Origin of the sequence: Haemophilus sp. oral taxon 851 str. F0397, assembly GCF_000242295.1 — a bacterium.
GTDB lineage: Bacteria > Pseudomonadota > Gammaproteobacteria > Enterobacterales > Pasteurellaceae > Haemophilus.
This window is the reverse complement of the sequence record NZ_JH591079.1, coordinates 75,048-98,092: the sequence shown is the minus strand read 5'-3', so window position 1 is coordinate 98,092 and position 23,045 is coordinate 75,048. Positions and strand designations below refer to the sequence as shown.

Genomic DNA, 23,045 nt, shown 5'->3' with positions numbered 1-23,045 from the left:
AGGCCGTCGGTTCAAATCCGGCCCCCGCAACCAATAATAAGTTCAGTAAAAGAACCCCAGTTTTGGGGTTTTTTTCTATAAGAAATTTAATAAAAACTGGGCTTAGGTTCCTGTGAACCTAACCCTTTTTTTATGCCTAAAATTTTTTGTAGAAGTTTTTAGATTAATCAAAAGAAGTTATTTTGACTAAAAACTGACACTACAGTATAGGAGTAGAAATTGGCTACATTAGAACAAAATTTACAAGAAATGCTACAAGGCGCAGTAGAGGATTTAGGCTGTGAACTTTGGGGTATTGAATGTCAACGCGCAGGCCGTTTTATGACTGTGCGTTTGTTTATTGATAAAGAAGGTGGCGTAACTGTTGATGATTGTGCTGATGTAAGTCGTCAAGTGAGCGCAATTTTAGACGTAGAAGATCCAATTGCGGATAAATACAATCTAGAAGTGTCGTCACCAGGTTTAGATCGTCCGCTATTTACCTTGCCACAATTTGAACGCTATATTGGGCAAGATATTGCTGTGCATTTGCGAATTCCAGTGATGGAACGCCGTAAATGGCAAGGTAAGTTAGAACGTATTGAAAACGATATGGTTACTTTAATCGTTGATGGACAGGAACAAGTTTTAGTCTTTGGTAACATTCAAAAAGCGAATGTTGTTGCAAAATTTTAAAAGGAGCAAAAGAAAAATGAGTAAAGAGATTTTACTGGCGGCAGAAGCCGTATCTAATGAGAAGTTATTACCACGTGAAAAAATTTTTGAAGCGTTAGAAAGTGCTATTGCGCTCTCTACTAAGAAAAAATACGAATACGAAACAGATATTCGTGTATCAATCAACCCAAAAACAGGTGATTTTGATACTTTCCGTCGTTGGTTAATTGTTGATGAAGTCAAAGTGCCAACGAAAGAAATCACTCTAGAAGCAGCACAATTTGAAGATCCAAATCTTCAACTAGGCGATTATGTAGAAGATCAAATCGAATCTATCGCATTTGACCGTATTGCAATGCAAACTGTACGCCAAGTAATTAGCACTAAAATCCGTGAGGCTGAGCGTGCAAAAGTCGTAGAACAGTTCCGTGCTGAAGAAGGTAAAATTGTCACCGGTACTGTGAAAAAAGTAAGTCGTGACAGTATCATTTTAGATCTTGGCAACAAAGCAGAAGCGATGATTGCTCGTGAAGACATGTTGCCACGTGAAAATTTCCGTCCAGGTGACCGTGTTCGTGGTGTACTTTATAAAGTAAATCCTGAAGGCAAAACTGCACAATTATTTGTGACACGTTCTAAGCCAGAAATGTTGATTGAATTATTCCGTATTGAAGTGCCTGAAATTGGTGAGGAAATGATTGAAATTCGTGGTGCGGCTCGTGATCCTGGTTCTCGCGCTAAAATTGCGGTGAAATCAAACGATAAACGTATTGACCCTGTTGGCGCTTGTGTGGGTATGCGTGGTGCGCGTGTTCAAGCCATTACCAATGAACTTGGCGGTGAGCGCGTAGATATCGTGCTTTGGGATGATAATCCAGCTCAATTTGTGATTAATGCAATGGCACCAGCTGATGTGTCTTCTATCATTGTTGATGAAGATAATCATTCTATGGATATTGCAGTTGAAGCAGCTAATCTTGCGCAAGCAATTGGTCGTAATGGTCAAAACGTGCGTTTAGCAACACAATTAACAGGTTGGACACTAAACGTAATGACGACTGATGATTTAAATGCAAAACATCAAGCAGAAGATAACAAAGTTTTAAACTTATTTATGAACGCATTAGAACTTGATGAAGAATTTGCACAAATCCTTGTAGAAGAAGGCTTCACAAGTTTAGAAGAAATTGCTTATGTGCCAATGAATGAATTGACAGCAATTGATGGTTTAGAAGATGAAGATCTTGTCGAAGAGCTTCAAACTCGAGCTAAAAATGCGATTACAGCTGCAGCAGTTGCTGAAGAAGAAGCATTGAAAAAAGCGAATATTGAAGATCGCTTATTGAATTTAGATGGTATGAATCGCCATGTGGCATTCAAATTAGCTGAAAAACAAATTACTACTCTCGAAGAACTCGCCGAACAGGGTGTAGATGATTTAGCAGATATTGAAGAATTAACAGCAGAACAGGCAGCAGATTTAATTATGGCTGCTCGTAATATCTGTTGGTTTGGCGAAGAATAAGGAGAGTAGTAATGACTGAAGATGTTAAGGCTGATGCGCCAAAAAAATTAAGCATTCAACGCAGAACAAAAACAACAGTGAGCAGCACCACAACTGGTGGAAAAAGCAAAGAAGTACAAGTAGAAGTACGTAAAAAACGCACAGTAAAAACTGATATTGCTCAACAAGAAGAAGCAAAATTAAAAGCACAGCAAGAAGCGGAAGCGAAAAAAATTGCTGAACAAAAAGCGGCAGAAGAAAAAGTTCGTTTAGAAGCTGAAAAAGCAGCAGCTAAGAAAGAAGCTGATGAAAAAGCAAAAGCTGAAAAAGCGAAAGCAGAAACAGCTAAGCCAGCAAAAAGTGCGGTAGATTCTAAAGCTAAATCTATTGATCCTGAAAAAGAGAAACGTAAAGCAGAAGAAGCAGAACTTCGTCGTAAAGCTGAAGAATTAGCTCGTCAAAAAGCAGAAGAACAAGCTCGCCGTGCAGCAGAAGAAGCGAAACGTTATGCTGAAGCAGATGATTCAGACAATGAATCTTCTTCTGAAGACTATTCTGATTACAACTTAAGTTCAAGATATGCACTTGAAGCAGAAGATGAAGAAGATCGTCGTAACGAAAACCGTGGCCGTGGCAAAAATAAAGTAGCGAAAGCGAAAAAAGGTGGTCGCGACGATGAAAATAGCAAAAACTCGAAAAACGAGCGCGAATCTAATCGTAAAAATCAAAAAGATGCTAAGTTTGGTAAAGGTAAAAACGGCAAAAAAGGTGCCGCACTTCAACAAGCCTTTACTAAACCAGTTCAAGCTGTAAAAGCGGATGTTGTCATTGGTGAAACCATCACCGTTGCTGAATTAGCGAACAAGATGGCTGTAAAAGCGACTGAAATCATCAAAACGATGATGAAGATGGGCGAAATGGTTACTATTAACCAAGTTATCGATCAAGAAACCGCTCAATTAGTAGCGGAAGAACTTGGTCATAAAGTGATTCTTCGCAATGAAAATGAGCTTGAAGAAGCGGTATTAGGCGATCGCGATGTAAACGCAGAAAAAGTAACGCGTGCACCAGTTGTAACCATCATGGGTCACGTTGACCATGGTAAAACCTCTTTACTTGACTATATTCGTAAAGCGAAAGTGGCTGCAGGTGAAGCGGGTGGTATTACCCAACATATCGGTGCGTATCACGTAGAAATGGATGATGGCAAAATGATCACCTTCTTGGATACTCCGGGGCACGCCGCGTTTACTTCTATGCGTGCACGCGGTGCAAAAGCAACAGATATCGTTGTTCTTGTTGTGGCTGCCGATGATGGTGTGATGCCTCAAACTATCGAAGCAATTCAACACGCAAAAGCAGCGGGTGCACCTTTAGTGGTTGCAGTAAATAAAATCGATAAACCAGAAGCAAACCCAGACCGTGTTGAGCAAGAATTATTACAACATGATGTAATTTCTGAAAAATTCGGTGGTGATGTGCAATTCGTTCCAGTATCAGCGAAGAAAGGTACAGGGGTTGATGAGTTATTAGATGCAATCTTACTTCAATCTGAAGTACTTGAATTGACCGCTGTAAAAGACGGCATGGCAAGTGGTGTAGTCATTGAATCTTACTTGGATAAAGGTCGTGGCCCTGTGGCAACTATCTTGGTTCAATCAGGTACATTACATAAAGGTGACATCGTACTTTGTGGTTTTGAATACGGCCGTGTGCGCGCAATGCGTGATGAAAACGGAAAAGAAGTGGATGAAGCAGGTCCTTCAATTCCAGTTGAATTATTAGGTCTTTCAGGTGTACCAGCAGCGGGTGATGAAGCAACCGTTGTACGTGATGAGAAAAAAGCACGTGAAGTGGCGTTATATCGTCAAGGTAAATTCCGTGAAGTGAAATTAGCTCGTCAGCAAAAAGCGAAACTTGAAAATATGTTTAGCAATATGTCTGAAGGCGATGTGGCTGAATTGAACGTCATTGTGAAAGCGGACGTACAAGGCTCTGTAGAAGCGATTGTTCAAGCGTTAAATGAGCTTTCTACCAATGAAGTAAAAGTTAAAGTTGTTGGTTCTGGTGTAGGTGGTATTACTGAAACTGATGCAACTTTAGCTGCAGCATCTAATGCCATTATTGTTGGCTTTAACGTTCGTGCTGATGCGTCTGCGCGTCGTGTCATTGAAGCGGAAAACATTGATTTACGTTACTACTCAATCATCTATGAATTGTTGAATGAAATTAAAGCAGCAATGAGCGGTATGTTAGAGCCTGAATTTAAACAAGAAATTATTGGCTTAGCTGAAGTTCGTGATGTATTCCGTCATCCGAAATTTGGTGCAATTGCAGGTTGTATGGTGACCGAAGGTGTAGTGAAACGTAACAACCCAATCCGTGTATTACGTGACAACGTCGTTATCTTTGAAGGGGAATTAGAATCTCTTCGCCGTTTCAAAGACGATGTATCTGAAGTTCGTAACGGTATGGAATGTGGTATCGGCGTGAAAAACTACAACGATGTAAAAGTCGGCGATCAAATCGAGGTGTTTGAAGTGGTTGAAGTTAAACGTTCAATCTAACTTTTAACAAAATAAAGGGCGGTTAAAAATCATCTGGTTTTTAACCGCCCTTTTGTTATTAAATAAACCGCATCAAAATTATAAACCAGTTAAATCCTCTGCAATTTCTTCAGCTTGTTTAATCACATAAGTTACCGCTTCTTCCTGTTTATCGGGTGGATATTTGTAGCGTTGTAGGGCGCGTTTAACGAGAATACGCATTTTTGCTCGTACCGCCTCTTTGTATTGCCAGTCGATTGTGACCGATTTTCTAAGTGTTTCCGTGATTTCTTTCGCCAGTTTAGAAAGCACTTCATCACCCATCAAATCTTTTGCACTTTGATTTTGAGATAGAGCTTCATAGAAGGCTAGTTCTTCCTTGGTTAATCCTAGTTTTTTCCCTAATGCTAAACGTTCTTGGAAATCTTGGCTCATTTTAAAGAGTTCGTCCAAAATCTCTACCACAGTCAAATTGTGATTGTGGTATTGATTCAATGCTTCCTTCAAACGCTGTTCAAAATCTTTTTGCAATGTTAAGTTTGTGCCTGATTTAACTTTAATTTCACTTGCTAAATAACGTTCCATTGCCGTAACCCATAAATTTTTAGTTGGGCTATTTTTAACAGTTTGTAAAAATTCCTCGGAAAGCAAGCTAATTTGTGGTTGTGGTTTTTCTAGCAGATCAAATAAATCAATCACGCCTTCAGAATACACAGTTTGATTAACCAGTTTTTTTAATAAAATCTGTCTTTCATTTGTGCCTGTGCCTTTTTGTTCACGTTTAGTTAAAATTGCCCGTACGGCATCATAAAAGGCTATTTCTTGGTTATATGGCTCAACTTCAGCCAATGCGCCACATAGCATATAGCCTTTTTTTACCAAGCCTGCCGCTTTCAAAAAGGCTTTTTTGCGTGGTTCGCTTTCTTTTTTATTAAACCAATGTTGCTCGTGTGCTTTGCCATCAAACGGTAATTGATCAAGGCTTAAAATATGGTTGGCGGCAAACCGAATAGCCATCAAAAGATCATTCGGATTATCTTTTTCTAAGGCAATCTGAACATCAAAAGTTTTTCCTTCAACTGGCGTTGCAAACAGGCTGCGGATAACTTCTAAATGCTCTTTCATTTTAAAGAATACATCAATTACGCTATCAGCCAGTTTGCCCTTGCCTTGTGAATTCGTGTATTGCTGGGTGGCTTCTTTGAGCTTGTCAGCAATGCCTACATAATCCACAATCAAGCCACCATTTTCTCGGCTTTTATTGCGGAATACACGGTTAACCCGCGCAATCGCCTGCATCAGGTTGTGCCCTTGCATCGGCTTGTCGATATACATCGTATTACAGCAAGGCGCATCAAAACCCGTCAGCCACATATCGCGCACAATCACGACTTTCAGCGGATCGTTCGGGTCTTTAAAGCGGCGTTCTAGCGTTTGTTTTTCCTGTTTACTGTAAACGTGTTTCTGCATTTCCGGCGCATCGGAAGCAGAACCCGTCATCACAATTTTAATTGCCCCTTCGTTAATATTGTCCGAATGCCATTCAGGGCGCAGTTTGATGATTTCATTGTATAAGTCCACGCAAATTTGACGGCTGGAAACCACCATCATCGCTTTGCTGTCGACGACTTCATTGCGTTTGGCGAAATGCTGCACAAAATCCGCGGCTAAATCAGCCAGGCGGGCTTGCGACCCTAGCAATTTTTCCTGCAACCGCAGGGCAGGGGATCGCTCCTCTTCCAGAAGCTCATCAATTTCTTTGAATAGCTCATCGTGTTCTTTTTCGTTTAAGCGGATTTGGCGTGCTTCATACACAATCGGCACGGTTGCACCATCTTCCACCGCATCTTGCAAGTCATAAATCGACACATACCGCCCGAACACATCTTGCGTGTCCTTATCTTCTAGGCTAATCGGCGTACCGGTAAAACCGATAAACGAAGCATTGGGCAGCGCATCGCGCAAATGGCGAGCATAACCTGCTTGGAATTTGCCGTTATGCAATTTTTGCGTAAAGCCATATTGGCTGCGGTGTGCCTCATCGCTGATTACAATAATATTGCTGCGCTCATTTAAAACAGGGAAGCGGCTTTCTTCCTCATTTAAGGCGAATTTCTGAATCGTAGTAAAAAACACGCCGCCGACTTCATTTTGTGCGAGCAGTTGGCGCAGTTGATCGCGGTCTTCCATTTGTTGCGGTGTTTGTTTGATTAAATCTTTGCCTGAAGAAAAGGTTTGGAAAAGCTGACCGTCCAAATCGTTGCGGTCGGTAACCACCACAATGGTGGGATTTTTCAATTCAGGCTGCGTAAGCAGTTTGCCGGCATAAAACAACATGGAAATCGATTTCCCCGAACCCTGCGTATGCCACATCACGCCAATGCGACGGTCGCCTTTTTCAGAAGTCGCAAAAATCGTGGATTCTACTGCTTCATTCACGCCGTAATACTGATGATATGCCGCAATTTTCTTGATTAACGCTCCGTTAGAACCGCGTTCAAACAGCACAAAATAACGCACATAATCGAGCAATTTTTGCGGCGTAAGCAAGCCATTGAGCAGGCTTTGCAACTCATCGTCAAAATATAACCGCGCGCTTTTATTTTTTTCATCGACCACTTTCCACGGCGTAAAGCGTTGGAAATCTGCCGAAAGCGAGCCCAAACGTGCAGCAATGCCGTCTGAAATAATCAGGGTTTGGTTGTAAACAAACAGAGCGGCAATTTCATCTTTATAGGTTTCAAACTGATTAAACGCCTGCAACAAATCCGCCGATTCACGCAGCGGATTTTTCAGTTCAAATACCACCAAGGGCAGGCCATTTACAAAGCCGATAATATCAGGAATCCGCTTTCTCCCTTTACGGCTGCGGATTTCCAGCTGATTGACGGCAACAAAGCGGTTGTTCTTCACATGCTCAAAATCCACCAAGCGCGCCATCTCGATTTTCTGCTCACCGTCAGCTTGATATTCCACCCGAAAGCCATCGCGCAACAGTTTATAAAACGCCTGATTACGCACCACCAAGTCACCAATATCGCTTTTCGTTGTTGATTTCACCACAGAATCCACCGCACTTTCAGGCAGCTGCGGATTAAGCTTACGCACCGCCTCACGCAGTTGCTCAACAAAGACTACGCCGCTCAAATCGCCACGGGCAAACTCGCCTTCATGAACAGGCAAGTCTTTACCGTAGCGATATTCCCAACCGAGGGATTGCAGACGTTGAAGGGTAAGTTGTTCGATGTCATTTTCGTTGAGCATGATGCGCTCCTTAGTGTATTGGGTTTAAATATCCCCTTTAGGAAAGAGGAAAATAGTATCGGGCTTAATTTGAATTTATATGTTTTTCATTGGTAAATTTTTCTGCAAATCCGACCGCTTATAATCAACAAATCTCCAAAATAGTCCCCCTCTTTAGCAAAGAGGGGATAGGGGAGATTTGGCAGAGGTGAAATCAGCCTTTTAATTCATACTTCAAATTAAGAGAATCATAGAAATCTAAGAATTCTTGATTTAGATTTGAGTATTCATCTTTGAATACAGGGGCATTATTTCCTTGGGTATCATCAGAAATAACATTACCTAATATTTCTGATAAATTCTTTTTAAGAATAAATTGATCAACGATTTCTCCCCAAGAGGGATTTTGATGAATTAATTCATAATTATTTAGATCACCAATTAAATCCGATTCTTCGAATTTTTGTCTTTTTATTTCCCGTTTCTTAGGTATTAAAATATAAGAACAAGCTTGAGAAAATTTCGCTTTTTCAGAAGGTGGATTAAATTTGCTTGTAGAAAAATCATCAGCTACTCCATTAGATTCAATATAAATGCAAGATGTAGAGTAATTAGGTGATTTTTGAACAAAGAATTTACAGTTATCAATATCATGTGTTGATAGGATTCTTTCTACATCAGAATAAAAATCTTCTAAAAAATCCTTTAAATCTGCAATGTATTCAGGATTTTCGATATAGCATTTCCCATTAGAAGCATGAGAATTTCTGATTTCTTCCATTCGTTGAAGAAATGCAGTTTTAGTTGGGTATGTAATGTTGCGTCTTTTTAAGTAGCAAGGTTTGCCTCTAGGCATTTTAAATTTCTCCATTTAATAATTTAGGTAATAACAAATCTCTTGTTTTTACTAGATTTTTGTTTTCCATAGTTAAGTTTTTAATTTGTGCAAATATATTACTAATTTTCATCTGAAAAGCTTTTATCAATTCTTCATTTGGTATAAGTATTTCAATTCCTTTAATTGTTTTTGAGTTAACAGCTGTTGCAATTGATGATGTACTTCCAAGGCTATTGAAATCAAATTGTTGAAAGAATAGATATAAATATTCGGTTGTTAAGAATGATTTATCAGTTATTTTAAAATGAGCTATGGCTTCATTCGTTGTAGTCTCACTCGTTGTGATTGATACACGTCCAATTGTTAATTTAAAACTGAGTAAAACAGTATTCTCTGGAATTTTACGAATATTAAATTTATCCACGGCTTGATTTGTTAAGAATTCACTACTCTCAGTAATAAATACTCCGGAATTTCCCATATCCTTAATAGAAATCCATTGCATATCATCGGGATTTGTAGAAAACCATTCAGTTTCTTTTCTTGGTGGTGTTTTACCTATGCCAATATCAAATAATTCATCAGCTGGCTTAACCTCCCATCCCTTCGGCACTTCAACCCCATCAACCTCCACCATCTCACACGGAAACGCTTTGGCGGTTTCGGTTAATTCGGCGTAGCGGTCAGGCTGTGTTTGTGAAAGTGCGGTAAGTTCTTCGGCTGTTTTTCCACTGATTGCCTGCATGACTGCCAGCTCCGCTTGTTCAAGGCTAAGGCCGTCTGAAAGGGCTTGGACTTTGGCACGCACGGGATCAAAATCGACAAACCAGCTTTTAAACAGGGCTTGGGCGATTTGTTCCAAGGTTTTGTTGATTTGGGTGTTGAGTTGAATTTTTTTATCTAATCCATCCAAAACGGTTACAATATTTTTTTGTTTTATAATATTAGGAATAATTTGTATAGGAAATTTTTCTAGACTATTAATTGTTATTTGTGGCTGTGCACTACCTGTTCTTAATGAATAAGTATCTGAATTCTTGAGGACCCAATAAATATATTTCTTATCAAATTTAGTTTCATCAATATCAATAATTATTGCAAGATTTGTAATTGAACATTGATGTGGAGACATTTTTATATCTCCAGTACCACCAGCTCCACGACAAACTATAATTAATTGCTCTTGCTCAAATTCATAAGAATTTAAATAACCAACAATTTGATAACCACTAAACACGGGATGCTTTCCATGTTCAAGAATTTCGCTTTTTTTGAGAATTTTTCCATATTTAAATTTTGCAATATCTCCTAAAAATATTCTATTCAAATCATTCATACCCCAATCCTCCTAAATTCTTTTTAATCTCTGCTTCCAACTCCGCACTTTTTGCAAATTGTTCCTTTAAAAGAGCGGTCAGATTTTGCATTTTTTCTGCAAATGGCACGCCGTCGTCTTCTTGTTCTGCGGTGCCGACGTAGCGTCCCGGTGTGAGGACGAAATCGTTACCCGCAATGTCTTCTAAAGTCGCGGATTTGCAGAAAGCGGCTTGGTCTTCATAGCCGTCTGATGTTTGCCAAGCGTGGAGGGTGTTGGCAATTTTGGCGATATCGTCAGCGGTGAAATCGCGCAAGACGCGGTCTTTCATATAGCCGATTTGGCGGGCATCGATAAACAATACTTCGCCTTTGCGCTTTTTGTTGCGGTTTAAGAACCAAATACAGGCGGGGATTTGGGTGTTGGTGAAGAGCTGACCGGGCAGGGCAACCATACATTCAACCAAGTCGGCATTGATGATGGCTTTGCGGATTTCGCCTTCGTTGTTGGTTTGGCTGCTCATGGAGCCGTTGGCCAGTAATAATGCCATTTTGCCGTTGGGCGAGAGGTGGTAAATCATGTGTTGCAGCCAAGCAAAGTTGGCGTTGCCTTTCGGCGGTGTGCCGTATGCCCAGCGTGGATCATCGGCAAGGGATTCGCTCCACCAATCGCTAATGTTGAATGGCGGGTTTGCCATGATGAAATCCATCTTTTTGTCGATGTGTTGCGGCTGCGTGAAGCTGTCGGCGTTGTGTTTGCCGAAGTCGTAATCAATGCCGCGAATCGCCATATTCATGGCGGCAAGTTTCCAAGTGGTCGGGTTGAATTCTTGCCCATAGATGGAAACGTTGTTGATGTTGCCTTGATGGGCGGTAATAAAGCGTTCGGTTTGCACGAAAAAGCCGCCGCTGCCCATGGCCGGGTCATATACGCGGCCTGAGTAGGGCTCGAGCATTTCGACAATCAGGGAAACAATGGATTTGGGCGTGAAATATTGTCCGCCGCGTTTGCCTTCGGCTTGGGCAAAGCGACCAAGGAAGTATTCGTAAACGTGGCCGAGTATGTCTTTTGCGCCTAAATGTACGGGCTCGCCGTTGTAAGTCGGACGGGTAAAGTGGGTATCGGAGAAGAGGATAATCAGTCCGCGCAGGGTGTCTTCGTTTACCGCATAGCCGCTGATGCGTTGGAGTACGCCTTTGAGTTTTTCGTTATTTTTTTCAATAGCATCGAAGGCATCGTCAATGAGCTTTGACACGCCGGAAAATTTTCCACCCCAAGGCAATTCTGCCCCAGTGTTGAGAATAGAGACTTCTTGTAAGGCTTGCCAACGCGCAGAGACTGGCACCCAAAATACGTTATCTGCGGTGTAATAATCACGGTTTTCCAGTTCAGCGGTTAAGGCTTCTTGATACTCTTCTTCAGTATCAAAAAAAGTGCGGTCAAGATAGAGGGGATTTTCAGGTGTGGAGAGTTCTGCCTGAATTTTTTCCTGTTGATGGGTGAAACTATCAGAAATGTATTTTAAGAAGATAAGACCAAGAACGATATGTTTATAGTTAGCGGCATCAAGTTGTTGGCGGAGTTTATCAGCAGATATCCAAAATTTTTCATCTAATTCATTTAAAAATGCTTGTTGTAATGTGTGATTTTCATCGACAATCTTGGTCGTCTCGTCTCGTCTCGTCTCGTCTCGTCTCGTCTCGCTTGCATAAATTATGCCCTCTGTAAAGTGATTTTTATCGGAAGTTTGAAAATTCAAACAAATTATCAGGTGCCATTTTATCGAAAAACAGTATCGGGTTGAAAGGGATTTTTGCGTGCTAAATTCAATGATTTCCAGTAGAATGAGGCGCTTTTATAAATAAGGAATAACTATGGCAAGAGAATTTAAACGTAGCGATCGCGTCGCTCAAGAAATACAAAAAGAAATAGCAGTCATTTTACAACGCGAAGTGAAAGATCCCCGTATTGGGATGGTGACGGTTTCTGATGTGGAAGTGTCGAGCGATTTATCTTACGCAAAAATCTTCGTGACTTTTTTATTCGATCACGATGAAACGGCAATTGAGCAAGGCATGAAAGGCTTAGAAAAAGCATCGCCTTATATTCGTTCATTACTAGGCAAAGCGATGCGTTTACGTATCGTGCCAGAGATTCGCTTTATTTACGATCAATCCTTAGTGGAAGGGATGCGTATGTCAAATCTTGTGACCAATGTTGTGCGTGAAGATGAGAAAAAACACGTTGAGGAAAGCAACTAATGTCTAGACCTCGTAAACGCTGGCGTGATGTTGATGGTGTATTTTTGTTGGATAAACCACAAGGTATGTCATCAAATGACATCATGCAAAAGGTGAAGCGTTTATTTCAAGCAAACAAAGCCGGGCATACTGGCGCGCTCGATCCGTTGGCAACGGGGATGTTGCCGATTTGCTTGGGTGAAGCAACTAAGTTTTCACAATTTTTGCTTGATGCAGATAAGCGTTATCTTGTTACGGCAAAATTAGGCGAACGTACCGATACTTCCGATTCGGAAGGGCAAGTCGTGGAAACTCGAGAGGTTCATATTGAAACTCAGCAAATTTTGACCGCACTTGAACAATTTCGTGGCGATATTTTGCAAGTGCCAACCATGTTTTCTGCACTAAAACATAACGGTAAACCGCTTTATGAATATGCGCGACAAGGTATTACGGTTGAGCGTGAGGCTCGCCCAATTACGATTTTTGAACTCAATTTTATTGAATATCATGCACCTTATTTAACCTTAGAAGTGCATTGTTCAAAAGGTACTTATATTCGCACCTTAGTCGATGATTTGGGTGAAGTGCTAGGTTGTGGCGCGCATGTGACAATGTTACGCCGTACAGCCGTAGCGGATTACCCCGTAGCAGAAATGATGCCAATTGATGAGTTACAACTGCTCGCTGAAAGTTTTCCATTAAGTGAATTGGATCGACTATTACTTCCAACCGATACCGCAGTAAGTAAATTGCCCGCTTTTCATTTGAATGCAGAGCAGAGTAAAGCCATTGGTTTTGGTCAACGAGTGAAATTTGCTAACGACCAGCAATTAAGCGGTCAAGTGCGGTTATTTTCAGCGGAGAATTTATTTTTAGGCGTAGCCTTAATCGATGGAAATATTATTCGCCCACAACGCTTAATCACGCAATCCGCATAACTTAATTGCCTTTCCTATAAAATTCTAGTAATCTCATCTGTAATTAATTTTTTACAATATGTGTAAACTAAATTTTGCAGGTGAGTTTTATGGAAGCCCTTAAGGATTTACGTTCTGAAATTGATTCGCTTGATCGCGAACTTATCCAACTTTTTGCTAAACGTCTTGAGTTGGTTTCTCAAGTCGGTAAAGTTAAACATCAACATGGATTACCTATTTATGCGCCTGAGCGTGAAATAGCAATGCTCCAAGCGCGTCGTTTAGAGGCTGAAAAAGCAGGCATTTCAGCAGATCTGATTGAAGATGTTCTACGCCGTTTTATGCGCGAATCCTATGCCAATGAAAACCAATTTGGCTTTAAAACCATCAATCCTGATATTCACAAAATTGTTATCGTGGGCGGTTATGGTAAATTGGGTGGCTTATTTGCCCGTTACTTACGTGCATCTGGTTATCCAATTTCTATCTTAGATCGCGAAGATTGGGCGGTGGCTGAAAGTATTTTAACAAATGCGGATGTCGTGATCGTTTCCGTCCCCATTAATATTACTTTGGAAACAATTGAACGCTTAAAACCTTATTTAACGGAAAACATGCTACTTGCAGATTTAACCTCTGTTAAGCGTGAACCGCTGGCGAAAATGCTTGAAATCCATTCTGGTGCTGTTTTAGGTTTACATCCAATGTTTGGGCCAGATATTGCAAGTATGGCAAAACAAGTGGTTGTGCGTTGTGATGGACGTTTTCCTGAACGTTACGAATGGTTACTTGAGCAAGTTCAAATTTGGGGTGCAAAAATTTATCAAACCGATGCGACAGAACACGATCACAATATGACTTATATACAAGCCTTGCGCCATTTTTCAACTTTCGCGAATGGTTTACATCTTTCTAAACAGCCTGTTCATCTTGCTAATTTATTGGCGCTTTCTTCTCCTATTTATCGCTTAGAACTTGCGATGATCGGTCGTTTATTTGCGCAAGATGCAGAGCTTTATGCAGATATTATTATGGATAAACCAGAAAATTTAGCGGTAATCGAAACACTAAAACAAACTTACGAAGAAGCTTTAACTTTCTTTGAAAATAATGATCGTCAAGGTTTTATTGATGCTTTCCATAAGGTGCGTGACTGGTTTGGCGACTATTCCGAACAATTCTTAAAAGAAAGCCGTCAGCTATTGCAGCAGGCAAATGATTTGAAACAAGGGTAGGGAAAAGTGCGGTGAAATTTCACCGCATTTTTCTTTTACTGTCTCGCTAATCTTAAATTTTCAGGTAAATTCTCAAAATTAGAGCGGAATGGATTAATGTCTAATCCGCCACGTCGAGTATAGCGTGCGTAAACGGTGAGTTTTTCTGGTTTTGCGTAGTGCATTAAATCGCAAAAAATACGTTCGACACATTGTTCGTGGAATTCATTATGCTGACGGAACGATACAACGTAACGCAATAATTTTTCGTGATTGATTTTTTTACCAACATAATGAATATGCAAGGTGCCCCAGTCTGGTTGATTGGTAATCAGGCAGTTAGATTTCAATAAATGACTGACTAATTTTTCTTCGACAATTTCATCAGATACACAATCTTTCAGCCAATCAGCGTTAAATTGGTAGCTGGTAATTTCAATATCTTGTTCATCAATGCAATCGCCTTGTAAATGATCAATTTTTTGAAAATCATAAACTGCCACTGGATTTAATCGCACTTTTACATCGCCTTGCGCACATTCGCTTAAATCGCGTTGCATAGTTTGTTGAACGGCGTTGAAGTCGGCAAATTTGCTTTGGTTGAAGCTATTTAAATAAAGTTTAAAACTTTTTGACTCAATCAAATTTTGGCTTTGATAATCCAGATAAATATCTGCGATAGCCACTTGTGGCAAGCCTTTTTCGTTGAGCCACGAGATTTCATAAGCCGTCCAAATATCGGCGCCGATAGTAAATGGTTGGTTTTGGGTAATGCCTAACCCATCACGATTTAACGCGCGTGGCACAGGCTGTAATAAAGTGCGGTCATATTGAGAGGCATATTCTGTTTTTTGACCGAGTTTTAAGGATTTTAAGCTGTTGTCTTGGTAATTCATCTTTTCTCCGATTAGGTGTCCGACTTTTGCAAATTTCGACACTTTATAAATTAATTACAAAAAATTCCACGATAGATTCGAAACTAATCGACAGGTATCGCATTTAAAATTAAAGGTATCAAAAATCGCGTCTTTTAACGCCCAATTTGCACCACAAGAAGGGCAGCAACGGGATTTTTCAGATTCTAAAGATTGCCCACCTACACGATATAAATAATAGTAAGTCGCTATGCCTGTTTCTTTTTCTATTTCTTGGGCTAAATAGCGTCCGTGTTTTGAAAGCGTGCTTTGATACTCAGAAATTTCAGCCAAAGATTGTTGTTCTAATACCGCTCCATTCATTTGCAGTTGATCACAGGCTTGCCAATTTTCTTGCCATTTAATCAGATCTTGGCTTAAGTGCGGTTGATTTTTCAACTGTTTATACAAAGGGATTGGTGCGAAATTTTCTCCGCTATGAATCGGCGAGCAGCTTTGTAAATAAGTCGTGTAAAGCACCTGCCAAGCTGGCGAGGCATTTTCTGCCGTTTGATCTGAATTGAAATCATCGCCCACAAGTTGAAAACCATCAAAAATTACGCCGCACTTTTCGGCTTCTTGTAATGCGCGATTCACTTCTGCGTTATTATTTTGCGGGAAAAGACTATCTTGCTCAGGGCAAATGACACGCATAGCAAAGCCTTGTGCCCCATCTTCTTCCGCTAAATATAAAGGAATTTCACGTCCGATAATCTGCCCGTTATACCGCCATTGATCGATCACGGCATTAAGTAAACGACTTTGTGATTCAATATTATTTTCAAGGGCAGTCAGGCGAAAATAGGTTTCGATTAAATACATAAATTTTTTAATTGCTGTCCGATTTGGTTTAATCCGTTTAAACGTGTTTCGCTTAAACGTTGTGAAATGCCGAGTTCGCTAAAAAATACAGTAATATCAAATGTATTCAATTCATCCGCTGTTTTACCATTGATTTTATTGAATAAAATCCAAAGCAAGCCATTCATAATTCTGGCTTCGCTAAATCCGTTGAATTGAAAAGTGCGGTCATTTTTAGGCATAATTTGAAACCACATTTGTGCTTCGCAGCCAGTAATGGGTTGCATTTGAGCAAGTTCATCATCGTTTGGGCGAGGTAAATTTTTGCCAGCTTGAATAATCAGGCGATAGCGTTCTTCCCAATTTTTAGCTTGTTTTAATTGTTCTATTATCATTGTAATAAATCCAGTGCTTTGTCTAAGGCGGTAAAAAATGCCTCTACATCTTCCTGCGTATTATAAGGGGCAAAAGAAAGACGCAATATGGTGCGTTCGCCTAAGCGTGCTAAATAAGGTTGGGCACAATGTTCGCCCACACGAAGCGCAATATTTTGTTCGCTCAAAAGTGTAGAAAGATCGGAACAGTCAATGCCGTCAAATATAAAGCAAACGACAGTGCTTGGTTGAGGGGAATTGAATAATCGGCAATTCTTGTAAGATTTTAACCGCACTTTGACGGATTCAGACAAGGATATGGCGTGCTGTTCTGCTGCCGTAAAATCCCATTTTTGTAACCAATCCAGTATGGCATTAAAGCCAATAACTCCAGCAATATTGGGTGTGCCCGCTTCTAAACGATAAGGCAATTCGGCAAAAGTAATACGATCATTTGATACACGATCAACCATTTTTCCACCGAAAAAGAGCGGTTGAAGTTGAGAAAGTGCGGTTAATTTTCCTGTTAAAACGCCAAGCCCATTTGGGCCATAAATTTTATGGGCAGAAAATGCGAGGAAATCTGCATCTAAATCTTGTAAATCGATTTTAATATGACTAATCGCTTGTGCAGCATCCACTAAAACCAACGCATGACTATGTTTTCTAATAAGTTGAATCAGGCGTTTAATCGGCTGTTCTGTGCCCGTAACATTTGAAACAAAATTCAGCGCAACGAGTTTAGTTTTTTCAGAAATGGCAGAAATAAGGGCATTTTCATCAATTAGCCAATTATCTAAAATCGGTAAAACTCGAATTTTTGCACCGCACTTTTTCGCCGTTTCGTGCCAAGTGACAAAATTAGCATGATGATCTGCTTGGCTAATCAGAATTTCATCTTCTGCGTTTAATTGCGGTAGTAATCCATTCGCCACTAAGTTTATTGCGTGAGTTGTACCCGACGTCCAAATAACAGCGCGTTTATCTTCTGCATTAACCCATTCTTTAACCTGTGTGCGAGCCTGTTCATATTGCGCAGTTTGGGCAGCATCATATTGGCTGCGATGTACTGAACCGGCAGAAGCATAAAATTCGGCGGTACGATCAATTAACACTTGAGGTTTCAACGCGGTGGCGGCGTTATCTAAATAAACAACCGCGTCTTCATGTTGAAAATAGGGAAATTCTTGACGGAAAGTTTGATAATCAAAAGCCATATTGATTTTTCTCTTGTCTGCGCCATTGACTTGGTTCAATTGGATTATTGTCCTCCCAGAGACCAATTCGTTTGGCTTGTGCATTTTCTTGTGCTTGAAGATAAATCGGATCATGGGAATATTGCTTATAGGCCCATGCCATACCTTGTTTAACCATTTCTAAATTAATATTTTTATCTTGATAATAAACAATCGCCAATGTGCGTTGATAGCGATCTTGACCTTTTAAAGAAAGACGTACATCACGAAGATAGACCATATCAGACAACGCTTTTTTAGATTTTTGTCCAAAAGCTTGTTTTTTCTCTGGCGCATCAATTTCAGCTAGCCGTACTTTGATTTGTCGATTATTTTTAGCAAGGCAGGTAAGTGTATCGCCGTCACTAATGCCAACGACACGGCAAGTATTTTCTTCACTAGAGCACGCCGAAAGTGCGGTAAAAATTAGTAATAGAATAGCAAATAGCGATTTTCGATTTATCATTTTGCAAGGTTCTTGATCTAAGTCTAGTTATTTTACCGAAAAAAACTGGTCAATTCAGAAAAAAAAAGCGTAAAATAATTTTGAAACATTATGAGAAAAGTTGAAAAAAAGGTTGTATATGATTCAAAAATCATTTTTATTGGCCCGTTCGTTGGTCATTTTGTACATTATGTTATATCTCGGAAATCTTATTGCTCATTATGTGCCAGCCGGTGTACCAGGGAGTATTTGGGGATTGTTATTGCTCTTTTTAGGTTTAACGACACGATTAATTCATTTAGATTGGATTTATTTAGGCGCGAGCTTATTGATTCGTTTTATGGCGGTGCTTTTTGTGCCGGTAAGTGTTGGAATCATTAAATATTCAGATTTATTAATAGAACAAGTGAATATTTTATTGATTCCTAATGTTGTCAGCACTTGCGTAACTTTGGTCGTCATGGGGTTGTTAGGGAATCATTTATTCCATTTACAATCTTTTACACACAAGCGTAAAAAAGTTATTAAACGCCGTGAAAACCAAGCTAAACAAATGAATGAATCAGCTTAATATAGTGGGAAAGTTTTATATGCAGCAGTACATTATTTATCTTTATACATTTTTGACTATTTTCGGATTTTGGCTCGCACTACAAATTAGCAAACGCTGGAAATCAATGATTTTTAATACTTTTATTTTAACGGTATTAATTTTGGTTGTGATTTTAGTGATAGGTAAGATTCCTTATGATGATTATATGGCAGGAAATGCGCCTATTAATAATTTACTTGGCTTGAGTATTGTTGCTCTTGCATTACCTCTTTATGAACAACTTCGCCAAATTGCTAAACAATGGAAGATTATTTTATCTATTGTGGTGATCGCATCTTTTTTCTCGATGCTAAGCGGGGCGGTATTAGCACTCATACTTGGTGCATCACCTGAAATGGTGGCGACGGTATTACCAAAATCAATCACGACACCAATCGCGATGGAAGTTTCGCATAATCTAGGGGGAATCCCTGCTGTCACTGCAGTTGGGGTTGTTGTTGCTGGCTTGCAAGGCTCTGTATTTGGTTATTTAGTGTTGAAAAAATTACGTGTTAAACATCAAGAAGCGATTGGATTATCTGTCGGGGCGGTATCTCATGCACTTGGCACAGTCAGCTGTATGGAAACCAATCCAACTGCAGGCAGTTACAGTTCTATTTCTCTCGTGCTTTGTGGGATTATTAGCTCTATTCTCGCGCCATTTGTGTTTAAGCTCATTTATTTCTTTGTTTAAATATCAATAAAAATTCAGCCGTACTTTATTCATTCTAGATAAAGTGCGGTTGTTTTTTACGCTGAATGATTAGATAATGCAGAAAAACTAAATAAAACAAAGCGATATGAAATTACTTACTGTTAATTCTTCTTGGACAGAACGTTTTCTACCCGATCCTCCACGCGAAAAAGATAATCGTCCACCATTTCGTCGCGATCGTGGGCGAATTTTACATTCTGCCGCCTTTCGTTGCTTACAAGCGAAAACCCAAATACACGCAATTGGCGAAAATGATTTTTATCGCACTCGCTTAACCCATTCTTTGGAAGTGGCTCAGATTGGCAGTAGTCTTGTTGCTCAGTTGAAATTTGTAGAAACCTTTGAAAGCCTTTCGCAAACATTAAATATTGATAAAAACGAGTTGCAAAAACAATTAAAACCTTTATTGCCAAGTAACGATCTTATTGAGAGTTTGTGTTTTGCGCATGATATTGGACATCCACCTTTTGGGCATGGTGGCGAAACGGCATTGAATTATATGATGGCAGAGCAGGGCGGTTTTGAAGGCAATGCACAAACCTTTAGAATTTTAACGAAACTTGAGCCTTACACTGAAAATGCAGGGATGAATTTAACGCGCCGAACACTATTGGGTATAGTGAAATATCCTGCGTTGTTAGATGTGGCCTCGCCTCAGTATTCAGAACTTAATTTTTCTCGCAATATTGATCCGCGTTTTGTGCGTATTCATGATTGGATTCCAGGAAAAGGCATTTTCCGCGATGATTTAAAAATGTTTAATTGGTTGCTGGAGAATCTTTCTGAAAATGACCGCTCTTTATTCTGTCAATTTAAAAAAGTGCGGGAAAATCCAGCTGAATCTTTACATACTCGTTTTAAATCTCTGGATTGCAGCATTATGGAATTGGCGGATGATATTGCCTATGGCGTACATGATTTAGAGGATGCGATTGTAACTGGCGTGGTAAATCCTCATCAATGGCAAGTGGCACATTCCGAATTAAAACAAATTCCGTCAGCTTGGTTGCATGAAAAGATTGATTCAATTAGCCAACGACTTTTCTCTGATAAACATTTTGAGCGCAAACAAGCGATTGGCGCATTGGTGAACTTTTTTATTACTAATGTGCGGTGGAAATTAACGACAAATTTTGATGAACCTTTGTTACGTTATAACGCAGAGTTGCCACCTGAAGTGATTGCTGCACTTGGTGTATTTAAAAAATTCGTTTGGGATTATGTTATTCGCAATGTGGATACTCAACGAATCGAATATAAAGGGCAGAGAATGTTGACAGAAATGTTCCAGATTTTTGAATCTGATCCTGAGCGTTTATTACCAAGAAATACCGCCAATCGTTGGCGTCATGCACCAGAAGATGGGAAGAAGCGGATTATTTGCGATTATATTGCAGGCATGTCGGATGCACACGCATTGCGGGTATATCAACAACTTTGATTTAAGAGCGAATCCCATCGAATTGATGGGATTTTTTATGCAAACCGTATAGAATAGTGCGGTTAATTTTCACTGAATTTTTATGGGGCAGTTGTGGCATTAATTAGTTTAACCAATGGATATCTTTCCTTTAGTGATGCACCTTTGTTAGATCACGCAGAACTACATATCGAACCGAATGAACGCGTTTGTTTAGTTGGGCGTAACGGCGCAGGTAAATCAACTTTATTGAAAATCATCGCAGGCGATGTGCTCATGGATGATGGCAAAATCCAATACGAAAAAGATCTTGTGGTTTCTCGTTTAGAGCAAGACCCACCGCGTAATGCGCAAGGCAATATTTTTGATTATGTCGCGGAAGGTGTCGGGCATTTAACGGATTTATTGAAAGAATATCATCATATTTCTGTTCAATTGGAAGAAAATTATAGTGATCAAATTTTAAGTCAATTAGAGCAAGTTCAGGCTAAATTAGAACACGCTGATGGCTGGCGATTTGAAAATAAAATCAATGAAGTGTTGTTAAAACTGGGCTTAAATCCAAACATAAAATTATCCGCACTTTCGGGCGGTTGGTTGCGCAAAGCGGCACTAGCACGCGCATTGGTGTGCGATCCTGATGTGTTATTACTTGATGAACCAACCAACCACTTAGATGTGGAAGCTATTGAATGGTTGGAAAATTTCTTACTAGATTTTCAAGGTAGCATTGTATTTATTTCCCATGACCGTTCTTTTATTCGCAAAATGGCAACACGGATTGTGGATTTAGATCGCGGCCAATTAGTGTCTTATCCAGGCAATTACGATTTATATTTAAGCACGAAAGAAGAAAATCTACGCGTTGAAGCCTTGCAGAATGAATTATTTGATAAACGTCTTGCACAGGAAGAAGTGTGGATTCGCCAAGGTATCAAGGCTCGCCGTACAAGAAATGAAGGGCGAGTGCGTGCATTAAAAGCGATGCGTGAGGAACGCCGACAACGCCGTGAAGTAATGGGAACGGCCAAATTACAATTAGATACCTCAAGCCGTTCAGGCAAAATTGTCTTTGAAATGGAAGATGTGAGTTACGAAATCGCAGGAAAAACTTTGTTAAAAGATTTTTCAACAACGATTTTACGTGGAGACAAAATTGCGCTTGTTGGGCCAAATGGCTGTGGGAAAACCACGTTTATTAAATTATTGTTGGGTGAAATTCAGCCAACATCAGGAAAAATTCGTTGTGGTACCAAATTAGAGATTGCTTATTTTGACCAATATCGTGCTGATTTAGATCCTGAAAAAACCGTAATGGATAATGTGGCGGATGGCAAACAAGATATTGAAGTCAATGGTGTAAAACGCCATGTGCTAGGGTATTTGCAAGATTTCTTGTTCCCGCCAAAACGAGCAATGACGCCAGTTAAAGCCTTATCGGGGGGAGAACGCAATCGTTTATTGCTTGCAAAATTGTTACTCAAACCAAATAATTTATTGATTCTTGACGAACCAACCAATGACCTCGATGTAGAAACATTGGAGCTTTTAGAAGAAATTTTGACTGATTATCAGGGCACATTGTTAATTGTGAGTCATGACCGTCAATTTATCGATAATACTGCGACAGAATGTTATTTATTCGAAGGTGAAGGGCGTTTGAATAAGTATGTGGGTGGATTCTTTGATGCAAAACAGCAACAAGCCAATTTCTGGGCAAGCAAAGCAGTGGAAGAACAGGCTAAAGCGAAGAAAACTGAACCACTAAAAGAAGAAAGTTCGGTGAAAAATGACCGCACTTCTAAGCCGAAATCAGTGAAACTTTCTTATAAAGAACAACGTGAGTTAGAACAGCTGCCACAACTTTTGGAAGAATTAGAAACTAAAATTACCGCACTGCAAGCTGAAATAGCCGATCCAGCATTTTTCCAACAGACTCATGATATTACCGACGCTAAATTAAAAGCATTGGCGGATACTGAAGCCGAATTAGAAACAGCATTTTTACGCTGGGAAGAATTGGAAGAAAAGAAAAATTTGGCTGAAGGTAAAGCTTAAAAAATAACGCCCGAAAG

The 23,045-nt window shown here is 39.9% G+C and carries 19 protein-coding genes and 1 tRNA gene (1 of these 20 only partly in view); 11 read left to right on the top strand and 9 right to left on the bottom strand.

All coding sequences use genetic code 11. The annotated features are described in order from the left end of the window. From HMPREF9096_RS0108765 to infB, 4 genes are all read left to right on the top strand, one after another. Positions 1–33: transfer RNA gene (locus HMPREF9096_RS0108765), tRNA-OTHER, on the top strand (it extends 42 nt beyond the left edge of the window). Between the two features lie 186 nt (positions 34–219). After that, positions 220–675 carry a ribosome maturation factor RimP gene (rimP, locus tag HMPREF9096_RS04030; RefSeq protein WP_005628605.1) on the top strand — a complete coding sequence of 152 codons (456 nt, stop codon included), beginning with the start codon at positions 220–222 and terminating at the stop codon, positions 673–675. A 16-nt stretch (positions 676–691) separates the two neighbouring features. Further along, positions 692–2,179, top strand: a complete 1,488-nt coding sequence (gene nusA / locus HMPREF9096_RS04035; RefSeq protein WP_005645077.1) for a transcription termination factor NusA — start codon at positions 692–694, stop codon at positions 2,177–2,179. 11 nt (positions 2,180–2,190) lie between these two features. Then, positions 2,191–4,725, top strand: a complete 2,535-nt coding sequence (gene infB, locus HMPREF9096_RS04040; RefSeq protein WP_009500546.1) for a translation initiation factor IF-2 — start codon at positions 2,191–2,193, stop codon at positions 4,723–4,725. A 78-nt stretch (positions 4,726–4,803) separates the two neighbouring features. Here infB and HMPREF9096_RS04045 read toward each other — a convergent pair whose 3' ends face one another. From HMPREF9096_RS04045 to HMPREF9096_RS04060, 4 genes are all read right to left on the bottom strand, one after another. Continuing rightward, positions 4,804–7,968 (bottom strand): type I restriction endonuclease subunit R, encoded by a 3,165-nt coding sequence (locus HMPREF9096_RS04045; protein ID WP_009500545.1) that lies wholly within the window; start codon positions 7,966–7,968, stop codon positions 4,804–4,806. Positions 7,969–8,161: 193 nt separating this feature from the next. Further along, a complete protein-coding gene (locus HMPREF9096_RS04050; RefSeq protein ID WP_156791781.1) occupies positions 8,162–8,728 on the bottom strand; it encodes a hypothetical protein in 567 nt (188 codons plus the stop codon). Positions 8,729–8,804: 76 nt separating this feature from the next. Beyond that, positions 8,805–10,121 (bottom strand): restriction endonuclease subunit S, encoded by a 1,317-nt coding sequence (locus HMPREF9096_RS04055; protein WP_009500543.1) that lies wholly within the window; start codon positions 10,119–10,121, stop codon positions 8,805–8,807. Next, positions 10,114–11,859 (bottom strand): type I restriction-modification system subunit M, encoded by a 1,746-nt coding sequence (locus tag HMPREF9096_RS04060; RefSeq protein ID WP_009500542.1) that lies wholly within the window; start codon positions 11,857–11,859, stop codon positions 10,114–10,116. The genes HMPREF9096_RS04055 and HMPREF9096_RS04060 overlap by 8 nt, the downstream gene beginning before the upstream one ends. A 115-nt stretch (positions 11,860–11,974) precedes the next feature. On the opposite strand from HMPREF9096_RS04060, the gene rbfA reads away from it, so the two are divergent. The 3 genes from rbfA to tyrA all read left to right on the top strand — a co-directional run bounded on the left by rbfA (position 11,975) and on the right by tyrA (position 14,495). Further along, the gene (gene rbfA / locus HMPREF9096_RS04065) at positions 11,975–12,361 is read left to right on the top strand and encodes a 30S ribosome-binding factor RbfA (RefSeq protein ID WP_005628626.1); all 387 of its coding nucleotides are present in this window, start codon (positions 11,975–11,977) and stop codon (positions 12,359–12,361) included. Further along, positions 12,361–13,281 (top strand): tRNA pseudouridine(55) synthase TruB, encoded by a 921-nt coding sequence (truB, locus tag HMPREF9096_RS04070; RefSeq protein ID WP_009500540.1) that lies wholly within the window; start codon positions 12,361–12,363, stop codon positions 13,279–13,281. Before rbfA ends, truB begins: the two co-directional genes overlap by 1 nt. Before the next feature lie 89 nt (positions 13,282–13,370). Then, a complete protein-coding gene (gene tyrA / locus HMPREF9096_RS04075) occupies positions 13,371–14,495 on the top strand; it encodes a bifunctional chorismate mutase/prephenate dehydrogenase (protein WP_009500539.1) in 1,125 nt (374 codons plus the stop codon). A gap of 35 nt (positions 14,496–14,530) precedes the next feature. On the opposite strand, the gene queF is transcribed toward tyrA, so the two are convergent. From queF to HMPREF9096_RS04100, 5 genes are read right to left on the bottom strand one after another with little or no spacing between them, the layout of a single operon-like run. Continuing rightward, positions 14,531–15,370, bottom strand: coding sequence for an NADPH-dependent 7-cyano-7-deazaguanine reductase QueF (gene queF, locus HMPREF9096_RS04080; RefSeq protein ID WP_032803427.1), 840 nt, complete (start codon positions 15,368–15,370; stop codon positions 14,531–14,533). A gap of 54 nt (positions 15,371–15,424) precedes the next feature. Then, positions 15,425–16,210, bottom strand: a complete 786-nt coding sequence (locus HMPREF9096_RS04085; protein ID WP_009500537.1) for a Zn-ribbon-containing protein — start codon at positions 16,208–16,210, stop codon at positions 15,425–15,427. Then, positions 16,201–16,581 (bottom strand): SufE family protein, encoded by a 381-nt coding sequence (locus HMPREF9096_RS04090; RefSeq protein WP_032803482.1) that lies wholly within the window; start codon positions 16,579–16,581, stop codon positions 16,201–16,203. The genes HMPREF9096_RS04085 and HMPREF9096_RS04090 overlap by 10 nt, the downstream gene beginning before the upstream one ends. Beyond that, positions 16,581–17,780 (bottom strand): cysteine desulfurase, encoded by a 1,200-nt coding sequence (locus HMPREF9096_RS04095; RefSeq protein WP_009500535.1) that lies wholly within the window; start codon positions 17,778–17,780, stop codon positions 16,581–16,583. Before HMPREF9096_RS04095 ends, HMPREF9096_RS04090 begins: the two co-directional genes overlap by 1 nt. Beyond that, positions 17,770–18,264: a thermonuclease family protein gene (locus HMPREF9096_RS04100; RefSeq protein ID WP_009500534.1), complete on the bottom strand. Its 495-nt coding sequence runs from the start codon at positions 18,262–18,264 to the stop codon at positions 17,770–17,772. The genes HMPREF9096_RS04095 and HMPREF9096_RS04100 overlap by 11 nt, the downstream gene beginning before the upstream one ends. Positions 18,265–18,382: 118 nt before the next feature. On the opposite strand from HMPREF9096_RS04100, the gene HMPREF9096_RS04105 reads away from it, so the two are divergent. The 4 genes from HMPREF9096_RS04105 to HMPREF9096_RS04120 all read left to right on the top strand — a co-directional run bounded on the left by HMPREF9096_RS04105 (position 18,383) and on the right by HMPREF9096_RS04120 (position 23,028). Continuing rightward, a complete protein-coding gene (locus HMPREF9096_RS04105) occupies positions 18,383–18,814 on the top strand; it encodes a CidA/LrgA family protein (protein ID WP_005628643.1) in 432 nt (143 codons plus the stop codon). Positions 18,815–18,833: 19 nt separating this feature from the next. Next, a complete protein-coding gene (locus HMPREF9096_RS04110) occupies positions 18,834–19,529 on the top strand; it encodes a CidB/LrgB family autolysis modulator (RefSeq protein WP_005631777.1) in 696 nt (231 codons plus the stop codon). A 106-nt stretch (positions 19,530–19,635) separates the two neighbouring features. Then, complete coding sequence (locus HMPREF9096_RS04115) at positions 19,636–20,991, top strand: anti-phage deoxyguanosine triphosphatase (protein ID WP_009500531.1); 1,356 nt, start codon at positions 19,636–19,638, stop codon at positions 20,989–20,991. A gap of 93 nt (positions 20,992–21,084) precedes the next feature. Further along, the gene (locus tag HMPREF9096_RS04120; RefSeq protein ID WP_009500530.1) at positions 21,085–23,028 is read left to right on the top strand and encodes an ABC transporter ATP-binding protein; all 1,944 of its coding nucleotides are present in this window, start codon (positions 21,085–21,087) and stop codon (positions 23,026–23,028) included. The last annotated feature ends 17 nt before the right edge of the window (positions 23,029–23,045 follow it).

What these genes read in the sequence shown, in the direction of transcription:
- nusA (WP_005645077.1), top strand. Translation starts at nt 692, where the DNA reads ATGAGTAAAGAGATTTTACTGGCGGCAGAAGCCGTATCTAATGAGAAG.
- infB (WP_009500546.1), top strand. Translation starts at nt 2,191, where the DNA reads ATGACTGAAGATGTTAAGGCTGATGCGCCAAAAAAATTAAGCATTCAA.
- HMPREF9096_RS04045 (WP_009500545.1), bottom strand. Translation starts at nt 7,968, where the DNA reads ATGCTCAACGAAAATGACATCGAACAACTTACCCTTCAACGTCTGCAA.
- HMPREF9096_RS04050 (WP_156791781.1), bottom strand. Translation starts at nt 8,728, where the DNA reads ATGGAAGAAATCAGAAATTCTCATGCTTCTAATGGGAAATGCTATATC.
- HMPREF9096_RS04055 (WP_009500543.1), bottom strand. Translation starts at nt 10,121, where the DNA reads ATGAATGATTTGAATAGAATATTTTTAGGAGATATTGCAAAATTTAAA.
- rbfA (WP_005628626.1), top strand. Translation starts at nt 11,975, where the DNA reads ATGGCAAGAGAATTTAAACGTAGCGATCGCGTCGCTCAAGAAATACAA.
- truB (WP_009500540.1), top strand. Translation starts at nt 12,361, where the DNA reads ATGTCTAGACCTCGTAAACGCTGGCGTGATGTTGATGGTGTATTTTTG.
- tyrA (WP_009500539.1), top strand. Translation starts at nt 13,371, where the DNA reads ATGGAAGCCCTTAAGGATTTACGTTCTGAAATTGATTCGCTTGATCGC.
- queF (WP_032803427.1), bottom strand. Translation starts at nt 15,370, where the DNA reads ATGAATTACCAAGACAACAGCTTAAAATCCTTAAAACTCGGTCAAAAA.
- HMPREF9096_RS04085 (WP_009500537.1), bottom strand. Translation starts at nt 16,210, where the DNA reads ATGTATTTAATCGAAACCTATTTTCGCCTGACTGCCCTTGAAAATAAT.
- HMPREF9096_RS04095 (WP_009500535.1), bottom strand. Translation starts at nt 17,780, where the DNA reads ATGGCTTTTGATTATCAAACTTTCCGTCAAGAATTTCCCTATTTTCAA.
- HMPREF9096_RS04100 (WP_009500534.1), bottom strand. Translation starts at nt 18,264, where the DNA reads ATGATAAATCGAAAATCGCTATTTGCTATTCTATTACTAATTTTTACC.
- HMPREF9096_RS04105 (WP_005628643.1), top strand. Translation starts at nt 18,383, where the DNA reads ATGATTCAAAAATCATTTTTATTGGCCCGTTCGTTGGTCATTTTGTAC.
- HMPREF9096_RS04110 (WP_005631777.1), top strand. Translation starts at nt 18,834, where the DNA reads ATGCAGCAGTACATTATTTATCTTTATACATTTTTGACTATTTTCGGA.
- HMPREF9096_RS04115 (WP_009500531.1), top strand. Translation starts at nt 19,636, where the DNA reads ATGAAATTACTTACTGTTAATTCTTCTTGGACAGAACGTTTTCTACCC.